A 20451-nucleotide genomic window follows, 5' to 3' on the forward strand; every position below is an offset into this window, starting at 1 on the left:
GCCCGGAAGCCCCCTTTTTTCTGGCCCGGGTCTTACCGGGCCGCATCGACGGCAGACTACGCGAACGGCCTCTGACCATCAGGTATCTACGACAAGCGTCTTGGCGACTATGTCGTGGAGGGCTTGCTTTCGCTGGTTGAAAAGGATGAATGCCAGGTCAATCCACCCCAGGCAGCAGGTGGCGTACATCACCCAGGCCGCCCCCTCGCGGAGGGCGGCCTGTCCGATTCCGACCTTCTGCCCGCTGACGTCGGTCACCCGTAGGTGAAGGAGCTTCTTGCCGAGGGTCTGACCGTTCCAGAAGGCGGTCAGCAGCCAGTAGTAGAGGAAGCCGACGACGGCCGCCAGGAGGGTGTTCTGGACGGGCACTCGGATGAAAACACCCGATTCGATGTCGAAGATGGTGCCGTATGTCTTGTAGGTGAACGGCGAGGAGATCAGGCTGACGATGACGATGTCGAGGATGCCCGCGAACAGGCGGCGCCGGCGCCCGCCCAGCCTGGGGGGAATCGGGCCGGGCAGGCCGAAGCAGGGGCCCGGCCCGATCGTGCCGGGGACGGAGGCGCCGGGGTCGCGCTCAAACGCGCCGCGGCCGGGCATGCCGTAGCCGGACGCGCCATGACCGGGCCCCTGGGGCCCCAGGCCGGAGGGGGGATCGGGCGGGGGATCGGGCCAGGGGTCCGGTCGCGGCTCGTCCGGCGGTGGTGATGATGCCATGTGACCTTGATCGCCATGTACGGGCCATCTCAAAGTCACACGTCGTTAAAGGTTGCCCCTGAGATCTTGGTCAGAGGTTGCCCCGGAGGTCCTGCTCGCGCTCGATCGCCTCGAAGAGCGCCTTGAAGTTGCCCTTGCCGAAGCCGAGCGAGCCGTGCCGTTCGATGAGCTCGAAGAACACCGTCGGGCGATCCTGCACGGGCTTGGTGAAGATCTGCAGCAGGTAGCCGTCCTCGTCGCGGTCGACGAGGATCCTGCGCTTCTTCAGCTCCTCGATCGGGGCGCGGACGTTGCCGATCCGGGTGCGCAGCTCCGGGTCGTCGTAGTAGGAGTCGGGCGTGTCCAGGAACTGCACCCCGGCGGCGCGCATGTGGTCGACGGTGCTCAGGATGTCGTTCGTGGCCAGCGCGATGTGCTGCACGCCGGGGCCGCCGTAGAACTCCAGGTACTCGTCGATCTGCGACTTCTTCTTGGAGACCGCCGGCTCGTTGAGCGGGAACTTCACCTTGCGGCTGCCGTCCGCGACCACCTTGGACATCAGCGCCGAGTACTCGGTGGCGATGTCGTCGCCGATGAACTCCGCCATGTTGGTGAAGCCCATGACCCGCTTGTAGAACTCCACCCACTCGTCCATCTTGCCGAGTTCCACGTTGCCGACGCAGTGGTCGATGGCCTGGAAGAGGCGGCCGTTGCGCACGTCGGGGGCCGAGACGATGGGCTCCGCCGCGACATAACCGGGCAGGTAGGGGCCGCTGTAGGCGGAGCGGTCGATCAGGGTGTGCCGGGTCTCGCCGTAGGTCGCGATCGCCGCGGACATCACCTTGCCGTGGTCGTCCTCCAGCAGGTGCGGCTCCTTGAGCCCCTTGGCGCCCTGGGCGAGCGCGTGGGCGTAGGCGGCCTCGACGTCGGGGACCTCGATGGCCAGGTCGATCACACCGTCGCCGTGCTCGGTCACGTGGTGGGCGATCTCCGTGCCGGGCCGTACCGAACCACGGAACTCGAACCTGGCGCTGCCGGAGGTGAGGACGTACGCCACCTCGTCACGGCTGCCGTTCTCCGGGCCCCGGTAGGCCACGAGTCGCATGCCGAACGCGCTGGAGTAGTAGTGGGCGGCCTGCTTGGCGTTGCCCACGGCGAAGACCACGGCGTCCATACCGTTCACAGGAAAGGTGTCATTCATACGGACACTGTCGGTTTTAGTAGGCGCTTTGTGCAACAGCCACTTAAATTGATGAACAATATGTACAGCCGTTCGCGCTTACAACCGGGAAGCCTGTACACCATGACGATTGATCGACTCGACGCCCGGATCATCGCCCTTCTGGCGGCGGAGCCCAAACTCGGCGTGCTGGAGTGCTCGCGGCGGCTCGGCGTGGCCAGGGGAACCGTGCAGGCGCGTCTCGATCGGCTGACCACACGGGGAGTGATCACCGGATTCGGTCCCGACGTCGCCCCGGCCGCGCTCGGCTACGACGTGACCGCGTTCGTGACCCTGCAGATCCGCCAGCTCAGCGGGCACGATCCGGTCGCCGACCAGCTCGCGGCCATTCCCGAGATCCTGGAGGTGCACACGATCACCGGCGGTGACGACATGCACTGCCGGGTGGTGGCGCGCAGCAATGCCGATCTGCAGCGGGTCATTGACCTGATCGTTGACGTTCACGGTGTCGTCAGGACCTCAACGGTGATAGCGCTGGACACTCCCGTGCCATACCGGGTTCTGCCTTTGGTGGCCGATGTCCCACGCCAGGTGAGCGCGTAGCCGTACCATCCCAAGGAGGGTCCAGACACCGTTATCCATCGTTTAACCTTAACGATCCGCACAACCGACGGGGGTCTGGTGCGGACCTGATCGGGGGCACGCGTGCGAATGGGCGGCGGGAAGGGCAGACCCGGGAGGCGACTCCTGCGGATCACACTCATCGTCTTCGGTATCGGCCTCATCTCGGTCATCGGCCTGCTCGGAGTGGTCTGGGCCGTAACCCCTATCCCGGACAGCACGCAGCCCAAGGCCACCGCGCAGGGCTCGGTGATCTACTACCGTGACGGCAAGACCGTGCTCGCCAAGCAGGGCGTGAACCGCAAGAGCGTGCCCCTGCAGAAGGTGCCGGAGAACCTCAGGAACGCGGTCATCGCCGCGGAGAACCGCTCGTTCTACGACGACAAGGGCGTGTCCCTGTCGGGGACCTTCCGTGCCATGTGGTCCACGGTCAGCGGCCAGCAGCTCCAGGGCGGTTCGACGATCACCCAGCAGATGGTCCGCAACTACTACAGCGGCCTCAGCCAGGAACGCTCCATCGTCCGCAAGCTCAAGGAGGTCATGATCTCCTTGAAGGTGGACCAGTCGAAGTCCAAGGACTGGGTGCTGGAACAGTACCTCAACACGATCTACTTCGGCCGGGGCGCCGACGGCGTCCAGGCCGCGGCCAACGCCTACTTCCGCAAGGACGTCAGCAAGCTGACCCTCGCCGAGAGCGCCTACCTCGCCTCGGTGATCCAGCAGCCGTCCCGGTTCGCCGACCCCAAGGGCGCCGACCTCGACGCGGCCAAGGCCCGCTGGCGTTCGGTGATCGACGGAATGGTGGAGACCCGGGCGATCACCGCCGAACAGGCCGCCGCGGTCAAGTTCCCCACCCTCAAGGCGCCCAAGGCGATCTTCGAGCCCAAGGGCCAGGAGGGTTACATGCTCGACCAGGTGTCGGCCGAGCTCAAGCGCAGGGGATACACCGACGAGGTCATCAACCAGGGCGGTTTGAAGATCGTCTCGACCTTCGACAAGAACCTGATGGCCGCCGCCGAGCGGGCCGTCACCTCGGTGCTGCCGGAGGACACCTCGAAGAAGGTCCGCGCCGGACTGGCCGCGGTGGATCCCGCGACCGGCGAGGTCGTCGCCTTCTACGGCGGCCGCAGCTACACCGCGAACAAGTTCGACAACTCCTTCTCCGCCAAGGTGCAGGCCGGCTCCACGTTCAAGGCGTACACCCTGGCCGCCGCCCTGGACGACGGTCTCGGCCTCGACACCCGCGTGAACGGCAACTCGCCGATGCACGTCGCCTCGGACCCCGAGCATCCGATCCCCAACTCGGAGGGTGAGTCCTACGGCGAGATCAACCTGGTCACCGCGACCCAGGACTCGGTGAACACCGCTTTCGTCGACCTCGGGCAGCGGGTCGGCCTGAACAAGGTGGTCAAGCTCGCCGAGGCCGCGGGCATCCCCGCCGCGCAGCTCACCCCGCACAAGTCCGCGGCCGTGCTCCCGCTGGGCGTGGCGTCCGTGAGCGCCGTGCAGAACGCCTCCGGCTTCGCCACGTTCGCCGCGGAGGGCGTCCACCGCGAGGCTCACGTGATCCGCTCGATCACCGACGCGGAGGGCAAGGTCACCAAGAGCGCGGTCAAGGGCGAGCGGGCCTTCAGCGAGCAGACCGCCACCGACGCCACCTACGCGCTCACCCAGGTCGTCAACGCGGGCACCGGCTCGGCGGCCCGCCTCTACGATCGCCCGGTGGCCGGTAAGACCGGCACCACCGACGAGTCGGCGGCCGCGTGGTTCGCCGGGTTCACCCCGCAGCTGGCGGCCGCCGTGGACCTGTTCCGCGACGACAACAAGCCGGTGGTGGTGGGCGGCAGCACCCAGTACGGCGGGAACTACCCGGCTCAGATCTGGCGCGCCTTCATGACCGAGGCGATGGCGGGCAAGCCGGTCAAGGACTTCCCCGAGCCGTCCAACTACGGCTACTCCACCCCGTACGGCGACTATCCCTCGGACGGCCCGTCCGACGGCCAGGACTACGGCCAGGACTACGGCGACGGTCTCGACCAGAACGGGGAGAACCCCGTCACGCCCGACCCGCAGCAGACGGCCGACCCGAACCTCGAACAGCCCTCCTCTCCCGACCAGAACCCGGACCTTGGCGGCACGGGAGACGAGACGGGCAACGGGCCCGATGACGGCGGTTCCATCGGCAACGACCGGGGCCAGGGCCAGGACCCGGGCCCGAACCAGGAATGGGACCAAGGCCCTGATCAGGGATGGGGCCAGAACTGAGGGACGGCCGCGAGGCCGGAAGCACGTCTCACCGCCGCCCCCCGAGAAGGCCGAGCCCCTCGCCTACTCCTCGTCGCTCCCACTCCCCAGCTCGGCCAGGAGCCCGGCGGGGGTCGTGACGGGCAGCTTGCAGACGAAGCGGCGGCACACGTAGGCCGCCGGCTCGCCGCCCAGCAGGCCGCGGCCGGAGAGCAGCGGAACCTCCTCGGAGCCGGGCTCGCCGAGCGCCACGACCAGTCCGGGCAGGGACGAGAGCAGGGCGGTCCTGTGCAGCGCCGCCGTCGCCGGATCCTCCGGCGGGCCGATGATCGCGACCTCGACCGGGCCGGAGACGGCCGCCTGGGCCGTCGCGAGCCCCCATCCGGCGAACCGCGCGTGCTTGTCCGCCAGTACGGTCACCGTGCCGAGAGCCGCCTCGGCCGCCTCCCTGTGCCTGGCCGAACCGCTCAGGGCGGCGTAGGAGAGCAGGGCCCCGGCGGCGGCGAACTGCCCGGAGGGGGTGGCGTTGTCGGTGGGGTCCTGCGGGCGCTGGAAGAGCCGTTCGGCGTCGTCGGCGGTGTCGAAGAACCCTCCCGCGCCGTCGGAGAAGCGGTCGAGCACGGTCTCCAGCAGCGCTCCGGCCCGATGGAACCAGCGCACCTCCCCGGTCACGCCGTACAGGGCGAGCAGCCCCTCCGCGAGGTCCGCGTAATCTTCCAGGACTCCGGCGTTGGCGCCCGCCCGGCCGTCGCGCGACGTGCGCAGCAGCCGCTCGCCGTCCACGTGGAGCTCGTCGAGCAGCACGGCCGCGGTCCGCGCCGCCTCGATGAGGTCAGGACGGTCGAACAGCGCCCCGGTCTCGGCGAGGGCGGCGATGGCCAGCCCGTTCCAGGCGGCCACCACCTTGTCGTCGCGGCCCGGCCGCACCCGGCGGGCCCGCGCGTCCAGCAGCGCGGAGCGAACCCGGGCGAACCGCTCGGCGTCATCGGGATCGGACAGGAGCTGGAGCACCGAGGTGCCGTGCTCGAACGTCCCGGTCACCTCGAACAGGGCGACCGCCCAGGCGCCGTCGTCCTCGCCGAGGACCTTGTGAAGCTCCTCGGGGGTCCAGGCGTAGAACTTGCCCTCCACGCCCTCGCTGTCCGCGTCCAGGGCGGAGGCGAACCCTCCCTCGGGGGTGCGCATCTCGGCCAGCAGCCAGTCGGCCGTCTCCAGCGCGATCCGCCTGCCCAGGACCGAGCCGGTCGAGCGCCACCAGTGCGCGTAGACCCGCAGGAGCAGCGCGTTGTCGTAGAGCATCTTCTCGAAGTGCGGCACCACCCAGCCGGCGTCCACGCTGTAGCGGGCGAATCCGCCGGCGAGCTGGTCGTAGATCCCGCCCCTGGCCATCGCCTCCAGCGTCCGGTCGGCCATCAACCTCGCCGCGCTCACGGTGGCCCGCGGTTCCTGCGACTCCGGGCCCCCCTGCCCGAGCTCGGGTACGGGGGCCCCGCGGTACCTCAGCAGGAACTCCAGCACCATCGACGGCGGAAACTTGGGCGCCCCGCCGAACCCGCCGCGCACCTGGTCGAAGGACTCGGCCAGGCCGTGCACGGCCCGCGCCAGCGTGCTCGGCGCGGGCAGCGGCCCCGACGGCAGGGCCGACCGCTCGTTCAGCGCCTCCACGATCTTCGATCCCTGGTCCAGCACCGCGGCCCGGTCGCCGGTCCAGGCGTTCGACACCCCGGTCAGCAGTCGCTGGAACTGCGCTCTGGGGAAGTAGGTGCCGGTATAGAAGGGATGTCCCTCCGGGGTGGCGAAGACCGTCATCGGCCACCCGCCCTGACCGGTCATGGCCTGGGTGGCCGCCATGTAAACGGCGTCCACATCCGGACGCTCCTCACGATCCACCTTCACGTTGACGAAGCGCTCGTTCATCAGCGCGGCCGTTCCGCCGTCCTCGAACGACTCGTGCGCCATCACGTGGCACCAGTGACACGCCGAATATCCAACGCTGATCAACAGCGGCACATCCCGCCGCCTGGCCTCCTCGAAGGCCTCATCTCCCCAGGCGAACCAGTCCACCGGGTTGTCAGCGTGCTGTCGCAGATAGGGACTGGTGGCGTCCTTCAACCTGTTCATCGAGACCCTCCTGCGTAAGTGGTGCGTGCGTTCTCGTAGCGCGAGACGTGCTCGGGTCGCGCGTACTCGTTCTACCTCCACGGCCTCACCTCACACTAAACCGAGAGGGGGGCGACGCCGTGAACGTGAGGGCCGGTACTCGACGCGGCTCGCGCTCAACTGAGCTGGGGAGATGTGCTCGTGCGGCTTCGGGCGTAGGCTCTCTGGGCGTGGATCTCGACTTCGTCTGTGTGCACGCCGGCAGGACAGCCTCCGAGCTGACCCGGCGTGATGTGGCTCGCGCGCTGCTCGCCGTACCTTCAGGGGTGGCGCTGGTGGCCATCCCCGATCTGCGGAGGGCGCTGATGGCGGCGGGCAACCCGCTGTCCCTGCCTTTCTGGGATTCCGCCAAGGCGACGCTCAGCGCGATCGAGTCCGGTGGGGCGACGGTGGGGGACGTGCAGCGGTGGCTGGAGTCCACGGGCACCGAGCCGCTCCTGCTCACCCGCAGCTTCTTCGTCTGGCCCGAGGAGGACGAACGGGGGCCGATCGGCGCGGAGATGTTCCGGGGGCTGGTCGCCTACCTGGAAGAACGGGTCGCCGCCGGGGAGATCGACCCGGACGCGCTCGCCCAGGGCGACGAGAGCGCCAGGGAGGTCTACGCGGACCTGCAGGAGCGCTGGCTCACCAGCCCGCTGCCCGACGGGCGGGTGCCGGGGGTCGCGGTGAGCGACGAGCAGGACGAGGAGCTGTTCGCCGCCTGGGACGAGGAGGAGGCGTTCGCCCTCAGCGAGCTGCGCCGCATCCTGGCGGAGCTGCCCGCCCCCGAACGGCCCGCCAAGGAGCTGAAGGCCGCCGCCACGCGGCTGCGCGAGGTGCTGGCCGAGCCTGGCTACCCCGGCAACGTGCTGCGGGCGTGCGCCGGATACGAGGGGCAGCCGCTGCCCGCCGATGACGAGGATCTCTGGCTGACCGTCACGGCCGGCATCGCCGGGCCGATCTCGGACCTGCCCGAGGAGGACGACGACCTGGAGGAGTTCTCCGACCTGGACAACGAGCTCAGCCACGAGGACTCCGTGCTTGCCGCGCTGTGCGCGATCCACCACGCCGACTGGCTGGCCGTGGTCGCCGCCCTGGCCAGGCGCGGTCCGGGGGTCCTGGCCTCACCCGAGCGGATCGCCCGGCTCATCGCCGAGTCCGAGGACATCGACGTCACGCTGGACGAGCCCGAGGACCTGGACGCGGCGGAGACGCTCTTCAGCTCGGTCACACCGCTGTGGGCGTGTCTCGGGATCGTCGACAGAACCGAGGTGCTCACCCCGCTGGGCCGCTGGGGCCTGCCCAAGGCCCTGGAGCGGGCCTGGTCGTCGACGGACGTGCTCGGCGACTGAGAAGGGACGGCGGGCGACGGCGACCGTACGGACTCCGGGCGCCGCCGTGCCGTCACGCCTGGTCTTCGACCAGGTCGAGGTAGTCCTCGTGCACCAGATCCTTGTATTCAGGGTGGCGCCGGATATATCTGGCGATGAAGGGGCAGAGCGGCACGACCGGTAGCGCCGACGCGCGGCTCTGGTCCAGGGCTCCGGCGGCCAGACGGCTCCCCAGACCCATTCCCTCGAACTCGGGACGGACCTCGGTGTGCGTGAAAAAGATCTTATGGGGGCGTCGCCGGTACTGGGCGAACCCGGCTACCTCGCCGTCGACCAGGATCTCGAAGCGAGAGGAGCCCGGGTTGTCGGACACCTCGATGTTTTCAGCCATGCCGTCCTCAATGGTTCTACTGCCGGCTCGACCAGGAGAGCTCGGCTAGGGGGAGCTGGGGGTGGGGGAGCCGGGGTGGGTGCCGTTCTGCTTCCTCAGCTCCGCCTCGGACGGGACCTCGATCCTGTCGACGTGTTTCCTCATCGACTTGATGAGGAAGAACAGGGCGAAGCCCAGTGCCGCGACCACGAGGAATCCCACGAGGCCGGGACCGATCTCACCTTTGATGGCGGTGTCCAATGCAATCACGTCTCAAGTCTGCCACCGCCACCCCACGGTCGCGTCAGTGGCAGGCGGGCGAGACGGTGTCCGCGTGGATGCCGGTGAACAGGTCGTCCTCGGGAAGCTCGACGTCCACGAGCGAGCGGGCCAGGTGGTAGTCCTCGGTCGGCCAGATCTCGCGCTGCAGGTCACGCGGGCAGACGAAGAAGAAGCCGTCGGGGTCGACCTGGGTGGCGTGCGCGAGCAGCGCCTCGTCGCGGGCCTCGAAGTAGTCGCCGCAGGGGACCCGGGTGGTCACCGCCCACTTCTGCGGGCGGTCCTCCCACCGGGAGATCCAGTCCTCGTAGGGGGAGCCGATCCCGCGGGAGGTCATCGCCTCGTGCAGCGCCTCGAACCGGTCCTTGGTGAAACCCATGTGGTAGTAGAGCTTCAGGGGCTGCCAGGGCTCCCCGGCCTCCGGGTAGCGGTCGGGGTCGCCGGCGGCCTCGAAGGCCTCCACCGAGACGCGGTTGGTCATGATGTGGTCGGGGTGCGGGTAACCGCCGTCGTCGTCGTAGGTGATGATGACGTGCGGCCTGAACTCGCGCACGGCGGCGACCAGCGGCGCGGAGGCGACCTCGAGCGGCTGGACGGCGAAGCAGCCCTCGGGCAGCGGCTCGCTCTCGTCCTCCGGCAGACCGGAGTCGACGAACCCCATGAAGCGCTGCTGCACGCCGAGGATCTCGCGGGCGCGCTCCATCTCCAGCCGCCGGACCTCGGCGATGTTCTCAAGGATGTCGGGGCGGTCCATCTTGGGATTCAGGATCGAACCGCGCTCACCCCCGGTGAGGGTACAGACCAGCACGTCCATGCCCTCCGCGACATAACGCGCCATGGTGGCGGCGCCCTTGCTCGACTCGTCGTCGGGATGCGCGTGAACGGCCAGCAGCCTCAGCGGTGCACTCACGGGGCTCGATGTCTCCTCTATGTCGGTTGCGCTCGGGTCCTTGCTTGCCCCACGGACGGGGCATGCCTCGGCATGCCGTCCGCTTCGCTCGCTCGTGCCGCACCGCTCCCTAGGCTTAAGTCACTCTAGAGAGAGGTTAGTTTCTCTTAGGCGGTCGCGAGGGCGAGGCCCCCGCGAGGGACAATTGTCTCGGACAACGCCGAGGTAGTGCAGGGAGATTCCGTCATGGCCACCAGCGAGGCCGAGAAGGGCCGTCATGACGGCCCGATCCTCGGCACACCGGGCGACTTCCCCGAACGCCCGGAGCGTAAGGGGCGCCTCGTCGTGCACGTCGTGATCGCGATCCTCTGCGCCGTGTGCGCAGGTGGATGGGGCTACGTGATGTGGGCGGCGGGGGGTGACACCGAGGTCAACAACCAGGTCATCGCTTTTGATGCCAGTCGCGGTGATTCTGTGCAGATCACCTTCGAAGTGAACAAACCGGCCGACCGTGCCGTGCTCTGCCAGCTCCAGGCGACAGATGTCAACCATGTGGAGGTGGGGAGCCGCGAGGTCAATATTCCCCCTGGTGAGGAATATGTTCGGCTTACCGAACAGCTAGAGACCAGTGCCCAGGCGACTTCCGGCGCCGTCCACTACTGCTATCTCGTATAGTGAGACATTTGGGGAAGCGTTTGAGCGGTTAACTTGTTAGCCTTTCGAAATTCCACCGCCCGCTACCCAGATCGTCCGCTACACCAGAACGAAGCCCCCAAGAGGAAGCAAGGAGAACCCGTGGCCGACTCCCACAACGAGAGCGTCACCTGGCTCACTCAGGAGGCGTACGACCGCCTGAAGGCGGAGTTCGAACACCTCTCGGGGCCCGGGCGCATCGACATCGCCAAGAAGATTGAAGCCGCCCGCGAAGAGGGTGACCTGAAGGAGAACGGCGGCTACCACGCGGCCAAGGACGAACAGGGCAAGATGGAGGCCCGGATCTTCCACCTTCATCAGATCATCGAAAACGCCCGGGTGGGCGAGGCGCCCCGCACCGAAGGTGTCGTGGGCCCCGGAATGACCGTCACCGTCAGCTTCGAGGGCGACGACGAAGAGGTAACCTTCCTGCTCGCCTCACGGGAGGAGAGCGGCGCACCGATCGACGTCTACTCGCCCAAGTCGCCGCTCGGCGCGGCGATCAACGGCAAGAAGATCGGAGAGAAGGCCTCCTACACGATGCCGAACGGCCGTTCCAACACGGTCGAGATTCTTGAGGCCGTGCCGTACATCGGTAACTGACCTCATCCGAATCCGCTGATCCGCCGGGGCCCCGTCCCGGCGGATCGTCGTGTGTCCAAGGGCTTTCGTTCAGCGCGCGTTGGTGTCGGAGATAAGACACTTTTCGCCAGATTCGCGTGCATTATGGCCCGGTATACGGCAGCCTCGTATGGCTGACTCCGGCGGCTGGTCCGGACGGGAAGGGGAGATGTCGTGTTCGATCGGCGGACGCGTGTCTCCAACCTGATCCATGAGACCCGCCAGGACTTCGCGTACCGCCCCCGGATGAGATACGACCATCGCACCGTCCGTCTCATGAGACGGGCCGTTCCCGTCATCGCGGTCCTCGTCGTCACCGTGCTGACCGTCGACCTCATGATCCTGGTGCGACTGCCGGAGCGGAGTTCGGAGGCGGTCGCCCTGCAGAGGTCCGTCGCCACCCGGTCCGCCCAGCCCGTCCAGGACACGCGTGGCGGCCTCGTCGAGGCCCGGCCCACGCAGGCCGCGGCTCCGCCACCGGTGGCCCCGCTGACCTCGATCCGGCAGCCGCATCTGTTCATCGTCGCGAACAAGCCCCTCAGTTCCTCCGTGGTGGCGAAGATCACTCAGACCAAGGGGGTGCGGTCGGTGGAGCGCGCCGACGCCGCCGAGGTGACGCTGGACGGCAAACGGGTGCAGACGCTCGGCGTGAACCCCTCGACCTTCCGCGCCTACACCCCCAAGCCGACCGCGAAGTCCGACAGGCTCTGGCGCAACGTCTCCGCGGGGGAGGTCGTGGTGTCCTTCGTCCTCGGCAACGACGGCGGCATGCCGTTGGGCAAGACCTTCACCACCGCCAGGCAGAAGCTGCGGGTGGGGGCCTACGCCACGATGGGCATGGGCTCCATCGACGCCGTGGTCTCCAAGACCACCGCGCGTGCGCTGGGCATCCCGCAGAACAACGCGCTGGTGGTGAGCGCCCCGCAGGTCGATTCCGTCGCGTTGCGCCGCACCCTGCTGCGGGTCCTGCCCAAGGGCGGCCAGATCGCGGTGATCAATCCCGTGCTGAAGGCTCCCGAGCCCCCCGATCGCCCCGCGAACCCCGGCCGCACGGTGTGGCCGGCGGACGCCTTCCTGGCCGCGCCGCAGATCAGGACCGTCCTCACCGCCGCGATCAGCAAGCTCGGCAGGCCGTACGTGTGGGGCGCCGAGGGACCCGACTCCTTCGACTGCTCCGGGCTGGTCCAGTGGGCCTACGCCCAGGCGGGCATCGCGGTGCCCCGGGTGACGCACCAGCAGTTCGTCTCGGGCCCGCAGATCCCGCTCGACCAGGCCCAGCCGGGAGACCTGCTGTTCTGGCGGAACGACCCCACCAACCCCGGCTACGTCTCGCATGTGGCGATCTACTGGGGCGACGGCAAGATGCTGCACGCCCCGAGGACCGGGGACGTGGTCAAGCTCGCCCCCATCAGCACCCGCAACTTCGCCGGCGTCGTGCGGATCAGTCCCGGGGTCGCGGCCCAGGTCCGTTAGGGGCGCCTAGAGCGGCAGACCGGCCGCGAGCCGGGCGAGGGCCGTGTCCACGAGCTCGGGCAGATTCTGCGACGGGTCCCCGGCCCAGCGGACGATCGCGGGGATCATGACGCCGACCACCGCCGCCGCGAAGGTCTGGACCGCGGGGTCGCCGGCGTCGCGGCCGGTGCGGGAGGCGACCTCCGCGCAGATCGTCCCGTGTGTGCCGACGGCACTCCGGAATTGCCCGGCGTGCAGGGCGGGCACCGAGAGGACGAGCCGTGCCCGGATGGAGACCTTCTCGAACTCGGCGGGGGCGAACCCGTCGAACGCCGTCCGCACGGCCTGTCTGAAGGCGTCGATCAGTGGCGTGCCCGGAGGGACCTCCCGGAACAGGGCGGCGAGCAGCGAACCGTACTCGTCCCGCGTGACCACGTCCTCCTTGGCCGGGAAGTACCGGAAGAACGTGCTCGGCGACACCTCCGCAGCCTCGGCGATCTGCTCGACGGTCGTGGCCTCGTAGCCCTGCCGGACGAACAGGAGCAACGCGTGCTCCTGGATCGCCCCGCGGGTCTTCGCCTTCTTGCGTTCGCGCAGTCCCTCGGCGCGGGGGGGTGAGCTCATGTGCCGATTCTCGCGCCTGGAGATCTTCATGAACACCGCCCCGAGCGCCGTGTCCTCCCCGGGTGAGCGCCCAGTCGGCCGCCGGCGGCGGAGGGGGCCGGTGCGGTCACGTCGTCGCACGTGGGCGAGGCTGGCCCCTTAACATAAAGCGATGTAATCTAAATTACATGGAAAATGATGAAGCAGCGGCGCAGCTGCGAGGCTGGTTCCTGGGGCGGCTGCCCGAGGAGTGGTTCGAAGGTCAGCCGGAGATCGTGCTGGACCGCGAGGAGATCACGGTGGTCGGCAGGCTCCGGCCGCCCGCGCTCGGCGGCGACGCCTCCGAGGTGGAGCGGGCCGCCGCCGTGGAGGGGGGCATCCAGCGTTTCCGGGAGGAGACCAGGGAGCGCCGCATAGAGATCGCGCTGGAGGCGGAGCACCGCTTCCGCAGGAAGGTTTCCTGGGGCGTCGCCGTCGGCGACGAGACCGTGATGTTCACCACATTGTCGATCCCCGTTATGACCAGGTTGCGTCAGTCCGAGCGCCGGGTTCTGGACACGCTCGTCGCCGCGGGGGTGGCGCGCAGCCGCAGTGACGCGCTCGCCTGGTGCGTGCGTCTGGTGGGCAACCACACCGACACCTGGCTGGCCGATCTGAGAGACGCGCTTCAGCACGTGGACCGCGTCCGGGCCGCGGGCCCCGACGTGAATTCCTGAGTCTGGGCAGGGGGAATGGCCGATAAATTGGTCTGAACCTGTCGGGCGATTGGTTTAGACCTTTGTGATTGGCCTATACCACTGCCGGAACGGCTTTCTTTAATCGCACTTCTTTTGGGTAGGTCTCCCAAACATCGCGTTCGCCGCCAGCCTGTATGCCCGACGGGACCGCAGGACTGGACGTGTCGCGACACTGATCCTGCGAATTCACTGGTCTATGCCAATTGGATTACGTGCGGTTTGGTGGTCAATGATGTTTTGGCCCTGAGAAATGCAAAGGAGCCCTGGCAGTGTCTCTTACTATGGACGTGACCGCCCTCAGCCCGACCACCCACGCCGAGCTGGTGGCGTGGGTCGCGGAGGTCGCCGAGCTGACCCGGCCGGAGCGGATCGAGTGGTGCGACGGCTCTGAGGCCGAGTGGACCCGTCTGACGAATCTGCTGGTCGAGCAGGGAACCTTCAAACGTCTGGCCAAACGGCAGAACAGCTTCTACGCGGCCTCCGACCCCAGCGACGTCGCCCGGGTCGAGGACCGGACCTACATCTGCTCCGAGCGCGAGGAGGACGCGGGGCCGACCAACAACTGGATCGCCCCGGCCGAGATGCGCCGGACCTTCGGCAAGATTTTCCAGGGCAGCATGCGCGGCCGGACGATGTACGTCGTGCCGTTCTGCATGGGCCCGCTGGGCGGGGAGATCTCCCAGCTCGGCGTTGAGATCACCGACTCGCCCTACGTGGCCGTCTCGATGCGCGTCATGACCCGTATGGGCGAGGAAGCCCTGCGGCTCATCGAGGAGCGCGGCGACTACGTGAAGGCCGTGCACTCGGTCGGCGCCCCGCTCGAACCCGGCCAGGACGACGTGCCGTGGCCGTGCAACTCCACCAAATACATCAGCCACTTCCCCGAGACCCGCGAGATCTGGTCCTACGGCTCGGGCTACGGAGGCAACGCCCTCCTCGGGAAGAAGTGCTACGCGCTGCGCATCGCCAGCACGATGGCCCGCGACGAGGGCTGGCTCGCCGAGCACATGCTCGTCCTCAAGCTCACCCCGCCCTCGGGGGAGACGCGCTACGTCGCGGCGGCGTTCCCGAGTGCGTGCGGCAAGACGAACCTGGCCATGCTCCAGCCGACCATCCCGGGCTGGAAGGTCGAGACGATCGGCGACGACATCGCCTGGATGCGCTTCGGCGACGACGGCCGCCTGTACGCGATCAACCCCGAGGCGGGTTTCTTCGGGGTCGCGCCCGGCACCGGCCAGTCCACCAACGCCAACGCGGTCAAGACGCTCTGGGGCAACAGCATCTTCACCAACGTCGCCCTCACCGACGACGGCGACGTGTGGTGGGAGGGCCTCACGGACGAGCCCCCGGCGCACCTGACCGACTGGAAGGGCCGGGACTGGACCCCGGACAGCGACGAGCCCGCCGCCCACCCCAACTCCCGGTTCACCACTCCCGCGGGCCAGTGCCCGATCATCGCCCCCGAGTGGCAGGACCCCAAGGGCGTGCCGATCTCGGCGATCCTGTTCGGCGGGCGCCGCGCCAGCGCGGTCCCGCTGGTGAGCGAGTCGCTGAGCTGGCAGCACGGCGTCTTCACCGGAGCCAACGTCGCCTCCGAGAAGACCGCCGCGGCCGAGGGCAAGGTCGGCGAACTGCGTCGCGACCCGTTCGCGATGCTGCCGTTCTGCGGATACAACATGGGCGACTACTTCGCCCACTGGATCGGGATGGGCCGGCGGGAGAACGTACAGCTGCCGCGCATCTACTACGTGAACTGGTTCCGCAAGAACGACGAGGGCGCGTTCATCTGGCCGGGCTTCGGCGAGAACAGCCGCGTGCTCAAGTGGATCGTCGAGCGTCTCAACGGTGAGGCCGAGGCCGTGAGCACGCCGATCGGCCTGCTCCCCGTCAAGCTCGACACCGAGGGCCTCGACATCTCCGACGAGGACATGCGGACCCTGCTGAGCGTCGATGAGGAGATCTGGAAGGAGGAGGCGTCGCTGATCCCCGCCTTCTTCGAGACCTTCGGCGACCACCTGCCCAAGGAACTCTGGGACGAGTACAACGCGCTCGTCGACCGGCTGGGCTGACCTCCCGGCGCCGCCGCGTCCCGTGGGAACAGGACGCGGCCGCCGGCCGGGGCTCTCCCGAGGAGGACGACCTCCTCACGGTGTCTCCGAGCAGGAAGGCGACCGCTTCGCGAGGTTCCCCGAGCCGGTGGACGATCGCGCGACCGGTTCCTGACCGGGAGGAAAGCGGTGATCGACCGGGTTCGGCAGGGGGACCCGCCGACCGGCCGTCGCGGAGTTCCGGCGGGCGATCCCTGTTCGCCGCGGACGGTCCGCCAAGTTGTGGCGGCGAAAGGGAAACTTCCCGGGGTCGGTGAGCGTCTATCAGGACAAGATGGGCGCAGGCCCTTCTTTCCCCCTGGGAGACGGCCATGCAGGTGGTCCTGTACGTCGTAGTGATCGCTCTCATTCTGATCGTCGGCTCCGCGAGGGCGGCGCTGCGCCGCGAGCATCGCCGGGTGCGCTCGGCTGTGACCCACCACCGTGGCGAGATGACCCCGTACGAGCTCGCCTACCTGGCGGGCGGGCCGCGCCGCGTGATCAACACCGCGCTCGGCATGCTGGCCAGGGCCGGTGCCATCCGGGTCTCGCGGGGCGGCCAGATCAGCCTGGTCGCCGGAACCCGCGGATCGCCCGACCCGGTCGAGCACGCCATCCTGGAGGCCCTCCGGGCCCGCGGCGGCTCCGGCCCGGCCGGGGAGCTCCGCCGTACGGTGGCCGACGGCGAGACCATGAGCGGGCTGCGCTACCGCCTGCTGGGCATGGGCCTGATCGTGCCCGACGAGGCGTTCGGCCACGCGTGGAAGCTGTTGAACCGGCTGTTGATCCTCTCGGTGCTCGCCCTGGCGGTCGAAGTGGGCATGCTGGTGGCCGGCATCGCCACGGACGGCCTCGGGATGATCGTGCTGCTGCTCGGCGCCCTCGTGGCGTTCGGCGGCCTGATCACTTATTTTCGCGAGAGGAGGGCGCTGCGCGGGGTTCTGAGCCGGGCGGGGAACGACGCGCTCGACTCCGCCCGCCGGCGTCACGTGCGCGGTGCCCGTCCGATGGCACCCGACCTGGCCTTGGCGGTCGGCATCCCGGTCGCCCTGTACGGCCTGAGCGAGCTCGGAGACCCCAATCTGGAGGAGGAGCTCAAACACGACAGCGGATACGCCGCGACGACCGGATGCGCCACCGGTGCCTGCGGAGGCGGCTCCTTCGGCTCTGGAGGCTGGGGTGACTCCGGGAGTTCGGGCGGCGGCGACTCGGGAGGCGGGTCCAGCTGCGGTGGTGGCGGGTCCGGTTGCGGCGGTGGCGGCGGATGCGGCGGTGGCGGCGGTGGTTGAGCCGGGTACAACCACCGCAACCACCACGGCCGCCACGGCGTCCGGCGGGCTCGTCCGGGTGATCGGGACGGGGGCGTGACGGTGACCGGATCCGGATCGCTGGGCGTCGGCATCGGCTGGCGGCCGGAGATCGACCTGACCGTGGAGCGGCTGCCCGGGGTGGACTTCGTCGAGGTCGTCGCGGAGAACGTGCGTCCCGACCGGCTCCCGGAGTCCCTGCGCGTGCTCCGCGCCCGCGGGACACCGGTGATCCCGCACGGCGTCGGGCTGGGTGTGGGCGGGGCCGAACCGCCCGATCCGGCACGGCTGGCGCACCTGGCGGCCTGCGCGAGGGCCCTGGACGCGCCTTTGGTCAGCGAGCATCTGGCCTTCGTGCGCTCCGGCGGCATGGAGGCCGGTCACCTGCTCCCGGTCCCGCGCACCAGGGCCGCGCTCTCCGTCGTCGCGGACAACGTACGGCGGGCACAGGCGGCGCTCCCCGTCCCGCTGGCCCTGGAGAACGTGGCGGCCCTGTTCGGCTGGCCCGAGGACGAGATGACCGAGGCGCAGTTCCTCGGCGAACTGGTGGAGACGACCGGCGTCCTCCTCCTGATCGACGTGGCCAATCTCTACACCAACCAGGTCAACCTGGGACTGTCGGCCGTCGGGGCACTGGACGGCCTGCCCCTGTCGGAGCTCGCGTACGTCCACGTCGCCGGCGGTCACTCCCACAACGGCGTCTGGCACGACACCCACACGGCGCACGTTCCCGCCGACGTGCTGGACATCCTGTCCGAGCTCTGTGCCCGGGTCGATCCGCCGGGCGTGCTGCTCGAATGGGACGACGACTATCCCAGCGACGCCGCACTCGAGGCGGAGCTCGGCCGGGTCCGCGGCGCGATGGCCCGTGCCTGACGAGCCCGCCCGCGAAGCACCGCCCGGCGAAGGAGTCCCGGACCCGTACGGGGAGGCGCTCCCGGCTCCGGACGCGGCCGGGGGAGCCCTTCCCGAGGCCGAGGCCCGCGCCGCGCTGGCCAGGGCGCAGACCGGGCTGCTGGCCGCCCTGGTGGCCGGTGGGCGGCCGCCTTCCGGATTCGACGAGGAACGGCTGCGCATCCAGGAGTTCAGCCTGATCGCCAAGCGGAGGAGGACGGTGGCCAGGCTCCGCCCCGATCTGGTCGCCCTGCTCGGCGACGGCTTCGCAGGGGAGTTCGAGACCTACGCCCGGGGCCGCCCCAAGCTGTCCGGCGGCTCCCACGCCGACGCGCGGGACTTCGCCGGCGCGCTTGAGGCGACGGGGCGCCTGCCTGGCCGGTCCGAGGACCCCGAGCCGCCTCCCCCGCCCCGCTGGTGGCGTTTCGCGCGGCGCCCGTGACGTCTGGAGTCGCCGGCGTTTCGCGCGGCGCCCGTGACCTCCGGTGACGGTGGTGTTCCGGTGGTGGCCGTGACCTCCGGTGCCGGTGGTGTCCCGCGCGACGGTCGCGGCTTCTCCGGCCACTGATATGCGCCGGACCGGGTAAAGGAGTCATGTAGGAGAACATGCCTCTTGCAAAGGTCGTCGTGGTCGCCGTTCTGATCGTCGTGACCGTCGCGCTGCTGGTGGTGGCGGGGTTGATCGCCTTGCGGCTGGCCATGCGCTCGCCGAAGGGCTACAGGGGCCCCGATCTGGAGCCGTACGAGCTGGCCCAGCTCGCGGCGGGGCGATTCCGGGTGCTGAACACCGTCCTGGCGTCCCTGGCCGCCGAGGGGAGGGTCCGCATCCCGTCCACCGGCCACCTGACCCTGACGGGCACCACGTCCGCGGGGCCCGTGCGTCCGTTGGAGGCCGAGGTCCTCTCGCTGCTCGAAGGCCGGCCCGACGGCCTGCCGGTCTGGGAGATCAAGGCGGCGCTGGTCCGGGGGGCCGCCGTCACCGCGCTGATCGCTCGGCTGGAGAAGCTGGGGCTGCTCGTCGCCGGCGACTCCGGGCAGGTCGTCCCCACCCGCGCGGGGCAGGCCGCGGTGGCCCACTACCGCCTGCGCCACCGCGAGGGCAGATCGCTGCCGCCCCGTCCCCGGGACCACGTCGTCCTGGGCGATCCGGGCGTCTTCGGCGTCGCCCTGTACGGCCTGGGCCAGGTGGCGGACCGCGAACTGGCCGCGGTGCTCTCCATGAGCGGCGCGTCGCCGCCGTCCGGCCCGGCCAGGGCGGGCAGGCTCTGAGGTCTGTCCGCGCGCGGCACGGTCGGCTACGTTGAACCGGTATCTAACCAAGCGCTTGTATGGGAGTGACCGTGGTGAAAATCGTGGATCACGGAACGTGGCCGCTGCGGGAAGAGGACGAGGGGACGCACCCGGTCGGCGTGGAGCCCCTGTGGAGCGAGTCCGTCTATCTCGACTTCACGACCCAGGACGGTTCGATCGCCGGATACGTCCGGCTGGGCCTGTACCCCAACTGGAACCGCGCCTGGTACTGGGCCTGCCTGGTCGGCAGGGACCGGCCGACGGTGCTGGTGGTGGACAACCACGCGCCGCTCCCCGGACCCGACCTCGCCGTGAAGGGCGAGGGATACCGGGCCACCCACGAGGTGACGCGTCCGATGAGCTCCTTCAAGCTGACCCTGGACGCCCAGGCGGCGGTCGTGCTGGACGATCCGGCGCAGGCGTACACGGACACCGGCGGGGCGCGGACGACCTCGCTGGAGTTCGACCTGGAGTGGAAGACCGTCGGCGGGGTCTACCCCTACAGCTTCATCCCGCGCTACGAGATCCCCTGTGAGGTCGCGGGGGTGATCAGGGTCGGCGGTGAGGAGATCCCCTTCTCCGGGCACGGTGAGCGCGACCACAGCTGGGGTGAGCGCGACTGGTGGCAGGTCTCGTGGCTGTGGAGCTCCGGACGTCTCGACGACGGGACGTTCTTCCACGGGATGCGGGCCAACGCCGGCTTCGAGATGCCCTGGCCGTGTTTCACGGTCTCGCCCGGCGAGGAGCTGGGTCACCGCGAGGGCTTCACCGTGACCAGCGAGTTCGGCGAGGACGGCTTCCCCGTCCGGTCGCGGCTGGCCGTGCCGGGAGCCCCGCTGACGGCCGTGCCCGTCAGCTTCGCCCCGGTCGCGATGACCTCCCCTGACGGTGCGATCGCGCACTTCCCCCGTGCCCTGTGCCGGTTCGAGGCCGAGGACGGCCGTTCGGGTCACGGCTGGACGGAATGGCACCAGCCGCCTGGGTGGCGGGGGCATGGGTGGAGTTGATCGCGTTTTGG

Annotated in this window: 20 protein-coding genes; 13 read left to right on the top strand and 7 right to left on the bottom strand. The window is 69.3% G+C overall.

The features are described from left to right. Positions 1 to 78: 78 nt before the first annotated feature. Entirely contained in the window at positions 79 to 717 is a 639-nt protein-coding gene (locus J2853_RS40095) for an RDD family protein (protein ID WP_307566535.1), read from the bottom strand. A 70-nt stretch (positions 718 to 787) separates the two neighbouring features. Continuing rightward, the gene (gene hppD / locus J2853_RS40100) at positions 788 to 1897 is read right to left on the bottom strand and encodes a 4-hydroxyphenylpyruvate dioxygenase (protein ID WP_307566537.1); all 1110 of its coding nucleotides are present in this window, start codon (positions 1895 to 1897) and stop codon (positions 788 to 790) included. Between the two features lie 102 nt (positions 1898 to 1999). Here hppD and J2853_RS40105 point away from each other — a divergent pair, with 102 nt between their 5' ends. Beyond that, positions 2000 to 2479, top strand: coding sequence for an Lrp/AsnC family transcriptional regulator (locus J2853_RS40105; RefSeq protein ID WP_307566538.1), 480 nt, complete (start codon positions 2000 to 2002; stop codon positions 2477 to 2479). Positions 2480 to 2587: 108 nt separating this feature from the next. Then, positions 2588 to 4762: a transglycosylase domain-containing protein gene (locus J2853_RS40110; RefSeq protein WP_307568976.1), complete on the top strand. Its 2175-nt coding sequence runs from the start codon at positions 2588 to 2590 to the stop codon at positions 4760 to 4762. Positions 4763 to 4825: 63 nt separating this feature from the next. Here the strand turns inward: J2853_RS40110 and J2853_RS40115 are convergent, their stop codons facing one another. After that, complete coding sequence (locus J2853_RS40115; RefSeq protein WP_307566539.1) at positions 4826 to 6862, bottom strand: thioredoxin domain-containing protein; 2037 nt, start codon at positions 6860 to 6862, stop codon at positions 4826 to 4828. Positions 6863 to 7071: 209 nt separating this feature from the next. Between J2853_RS40115 and J2853_RS40120 the strand changes: the two genes are divergently transcribed. Continuing rightward, the gene (locus J2853_RS40120) at positions 7072 to 8232 is read left to right on the top strand and encodes a hypothetical protein (protein ID WP_307566541.1); all 1161 of its coding nucleotides are present in this window, start codon (positions 7072 to 7074) and stop codon (positions 8230 to 8232) included. A 52-nt stretch (positions 8233 to 8284) separates the two neighbouring features. On the opposite strand, the gene J2853_RS40125 is transcribed toward J2853_RS40120, so the two are convergent. From J2853_RS40125 to mca, 3 genes are read right to left on the bottom strand one after another with little or no spacing between them, the layout of a single operon-like run. After that, the gene (locus J2853_RS40125; protein ID WP_307566543.1) at positions 8285 to 8602 is read right to left on the bottom strand and encodes a GNAT family N-acetyltransferase; all 318 of its coding nucleotides are present in this window, start codon (positions 8600 to 8602) and stop codon (positions 8285 to 8287) included. 45 nt (positions 8603 to 8647) lie between these two features. Continuing rightward, positions 8648 to 8851: a hypothetical protein gene (locus J2853_RS40130; protein WP_307566545.1), complete on the bottom strand. Its 204-nt coding sequence runs from the start codon at positions 8849 to 8851 to the stop codon at positions 8648 to 8650. 34 nt (positions 8852 to 8885) lie between these two features. Next, positions 8886 to 9770 carry a mycothiol conjugate amidase Mca gene (mca, locus tag J2853_RS40135; RefSeq protein WP_307566547.1) on the bottom strand — a complete coding sequence of 295 codons (885 nt, stop codon included), beginning with the start codon at positions 9768 to 9770 and terminating at the stop codon, positions 8886 to 8888. 225 nt (positions 9771 to 9995) lie between these two features. On the opposite strand from mca, the gene J2853_RS40140 reads away from it, so the two are divergent. The 3 genes from J2853_RS40140 to J2853_RS40150 all read left to right on the top strand — a co-directional run bounded on the left by J2853_RS40140 (position 9996) and on the right by J2853_RS40150 (position 12536). Next, positions 9996 to 10424, top strand: a complete 429-nt coding sequence (locus J2853_RS40140; RefSeq protein ID WP_307566549.1) for a DUF4307 domain-containing protein — start codon at positions 9996 to 9998, stop codon at positions 10422 to 10424. A gap of 120 nt (positions 10425 to 10544) precedes the next feature. Continuing rightward, a complete protein-coding gene (gene greA, locus J2853_RS40145) occupies positions 10545 to 11045 on the top strand; it encodes a transcription elongation factor GreA (RefSeq protein WP_307566551.1) in 501 nt (166 codons plus the stop codon). A gap of 192 nt (positions 11046 to 11237) precedes the next feature. After that, entirely contained in the window at positions 11238 to 12536 is a 1299-nt protein-coding gene (locus J2853_RS40150) for a C40 family peptidase (protein WP_307566552.1), read from the top strand. 6 nt (positions 12537 to 12542) lie between these two features. Here J2853_RS40150 and J2853_RS40155 read toward each other — a convergent pair whose 3' ends face one another. Continuing rightward, a complete protein-coding gene (locus J2853_RS40155) occupies positions 12543 to 13139 on the bottom strand; it encodes an acyl-CoA-like ligand-binding transcription factor (protein WP_307566553.1) in 597 nt (198 codons plus the stop codon). A gap of 167 nt (positions 13140 to 13306) precedes the next feature. Here J2853_RS40155 and abmR point away from each other — a divergent pair, with 167 nt between their 5' ends. The 7 genes from abmR (at position 13307) to J2853_RS40190 (ending at position 20440) form a co-directional block, all read left to right on the top strand. Continuing rightward, positions 13307 to 13834 carry an ATP-binding transcription factor AbmR gene (gene abmR / locus J2853_RS40160; protein WP_307566555.1) on the top strand — a complete coding sequence of 176 codons (528 nt, stop codon included), beginning with the start codon at positions 13307 to 13309 and terminating at the stop codon, positions 13832 to 13834. Positions 13835 to 14136: 302 nt separating this feature from the next. Further along, complete coding sequence (locus J2853_RS40165; RefSeq protein ID WP_307568977.1) at positions 14137 to 15924, top strand: phosphoenolpyruvate carboxykinase (GTP); 1788 nt, start codon at positions 14137 to 14139, stop codon at positions 15922 to 15924. Between the two features lie 350 nt (positions 15925 to 16274). Next, a complete protein-coding gene (locus tag J2853_RS40170; protein WP_307566556.1) occupies positions 16275 to 17231 on the top strand; it encodes a TIGR04222 domain-containing membrane protein in 957 nt (318 codons plus the stop codon). A 75-nt stretch (positions 17232 to 17306) separates the two neighbouring features. Continuing rightward, complete coding sequence (locus tag J2853_RS40175; protein ID WP_307566558.1) at positions 17307 to 18125, top strand: MbnB/TglH/ChrH family RiPP precursor modification enzyme; 819 nt, start codon at positions 17307 to 17309, stop codon at positions 18123 to 18125. Then, entirely contained in the window at positions 18118 to 18585 is a 468-nt protein-coding gene (locus J2853_RS40180) for an SCO6045 C-terminal-like domain-containing protein (protein WP_307566559.1), read from the top strand. Before J2853_RS40175 ends, J2853_RS40180 begins: the two co-directional genes overlap by 8 nt. Before the next feature lie 164 nt (positions 18586 to 18749). After that, the gene (locus tag J2853_RS40185; protein ID WP_307566561.1) at positions 18750 to 19412 is read left to right on the top strand and encodes a TIGR04222 domain-containing membrane protein; all 663 of its coding nucleotides are present in this window, start codon (positions 18750 to 18752) and stop codon (positions 19410 to 19412) included. A gap of 83 nt (positions 19413 to 19495) precedes the next feature. Beyond that, positions 19496 to 20440, top strand: a complete 945-nt coding sequence (locus tag J2853_RS40190) for a DUF7064 domain-containing protein (protein WP_307566562.1) — start codon at positions 19496 to 19498, stop codon at positions 20438 to 20440. Positions 20441 to 20451 lie beyond the last annotated feature (11 nt).

Origin of the sequence: Streptosporangium lutulentum (genome assembly GCF_030811455.1) — a bacterium.
GTDB lineage: Bacteria > Actinomycetota > Actinomycetes > Streptosporangiales > Streptosporangiaceae > Streptosporangium > Streptosporangium lutulentum.

Excerpts from the sequence above, each read along its gene's own strand:
- J2853_RS40095 (WP_307566535.1), bottom strand. The coding sequence starts at position 717 with ATGGCATCATCACCACCGCCGGACGAGCCGCGACCGGACCCCTGGCCC.
- hppD (WP_307566537.1), bottom strand. The coding sequence starts at position 1,897 with ATGAATGACACCTTTCCTGTGAACGGTATGGACGCCGTGGTCTTCGCC.
- J2853_RS40105 (WP_307566538.1), top strand. The coding sequence starts at position 2,000 with ATGACGATTGATCGACTCGACGCCCGGATCATCGCCCTTCTGGCGGCG.
- J2853_RS40110 (WP_307568976.1), top strand. The coding sequence starts at position 2,588 with ATGGGCGGCGGGAAGGGCAGACCCGGGAGGCGACTCCTGCGGATCACA.
- J2853_RS40115 (WP_307566539.1), bottom strand. The coding sequence starts at position 6,862 with ATGAACAGGTTGAAGGACGCCACCAGTCCCTATCTGCGACAGCACGCT.
- J2853_RS40125 (WP_307566543.1), bottom strand. The coding sequence starts at position 8,602 with ATGGCTGAAAACATCGAGGTGTCCGACAACCCGGGCTCCTCTCGCTTC.
- J2853_RS40140 (WP_307566549.1), top strand. The coding sequence starts at position 9,996 with ATGGCCACCAGCGAGGCCGAGAAGGGCCGTCATGACGGCCCGATCCTC.
- J2853_RS40155 (WP_307566553.1), bottom strand. The coding sequence starts at position 13,139 with ATGAGCTCACCCCCCCGCGCCGAGGGACTGCGCGAACGCAAGAAGGCG.
- abmR (WP_307566555.1), top strand. The coding sequence starts at position 13,307 with ATGGAAAATGATGAAGCAGCGGCGCAGCTGCGAGGCTGGTTCCTGGGG.
- J2853_RS40165 (WP_307568977.1), top strand. The coding sequence starts at position 14,137 with ATGGACGTGACCGCCCTCAGCCCGACCACCCACGCCGAGCTGGTGGCG.
- J2853_RS40170 (WP_307566556.1), top strand. The coding sequence starts at position 16,275 with ATGCAGGTGGTCCTGTACGTCGTAGTGATCGCTCTCATTCTGATCGTC.
- J2853_RS40185 (WP_307566561.1), top strand. The coding sequence starts at position 18,750 with ATGCCTCTTGCAAAGGTCGTCGTGGTCGCCGTTCTGATCGTCGTGACC.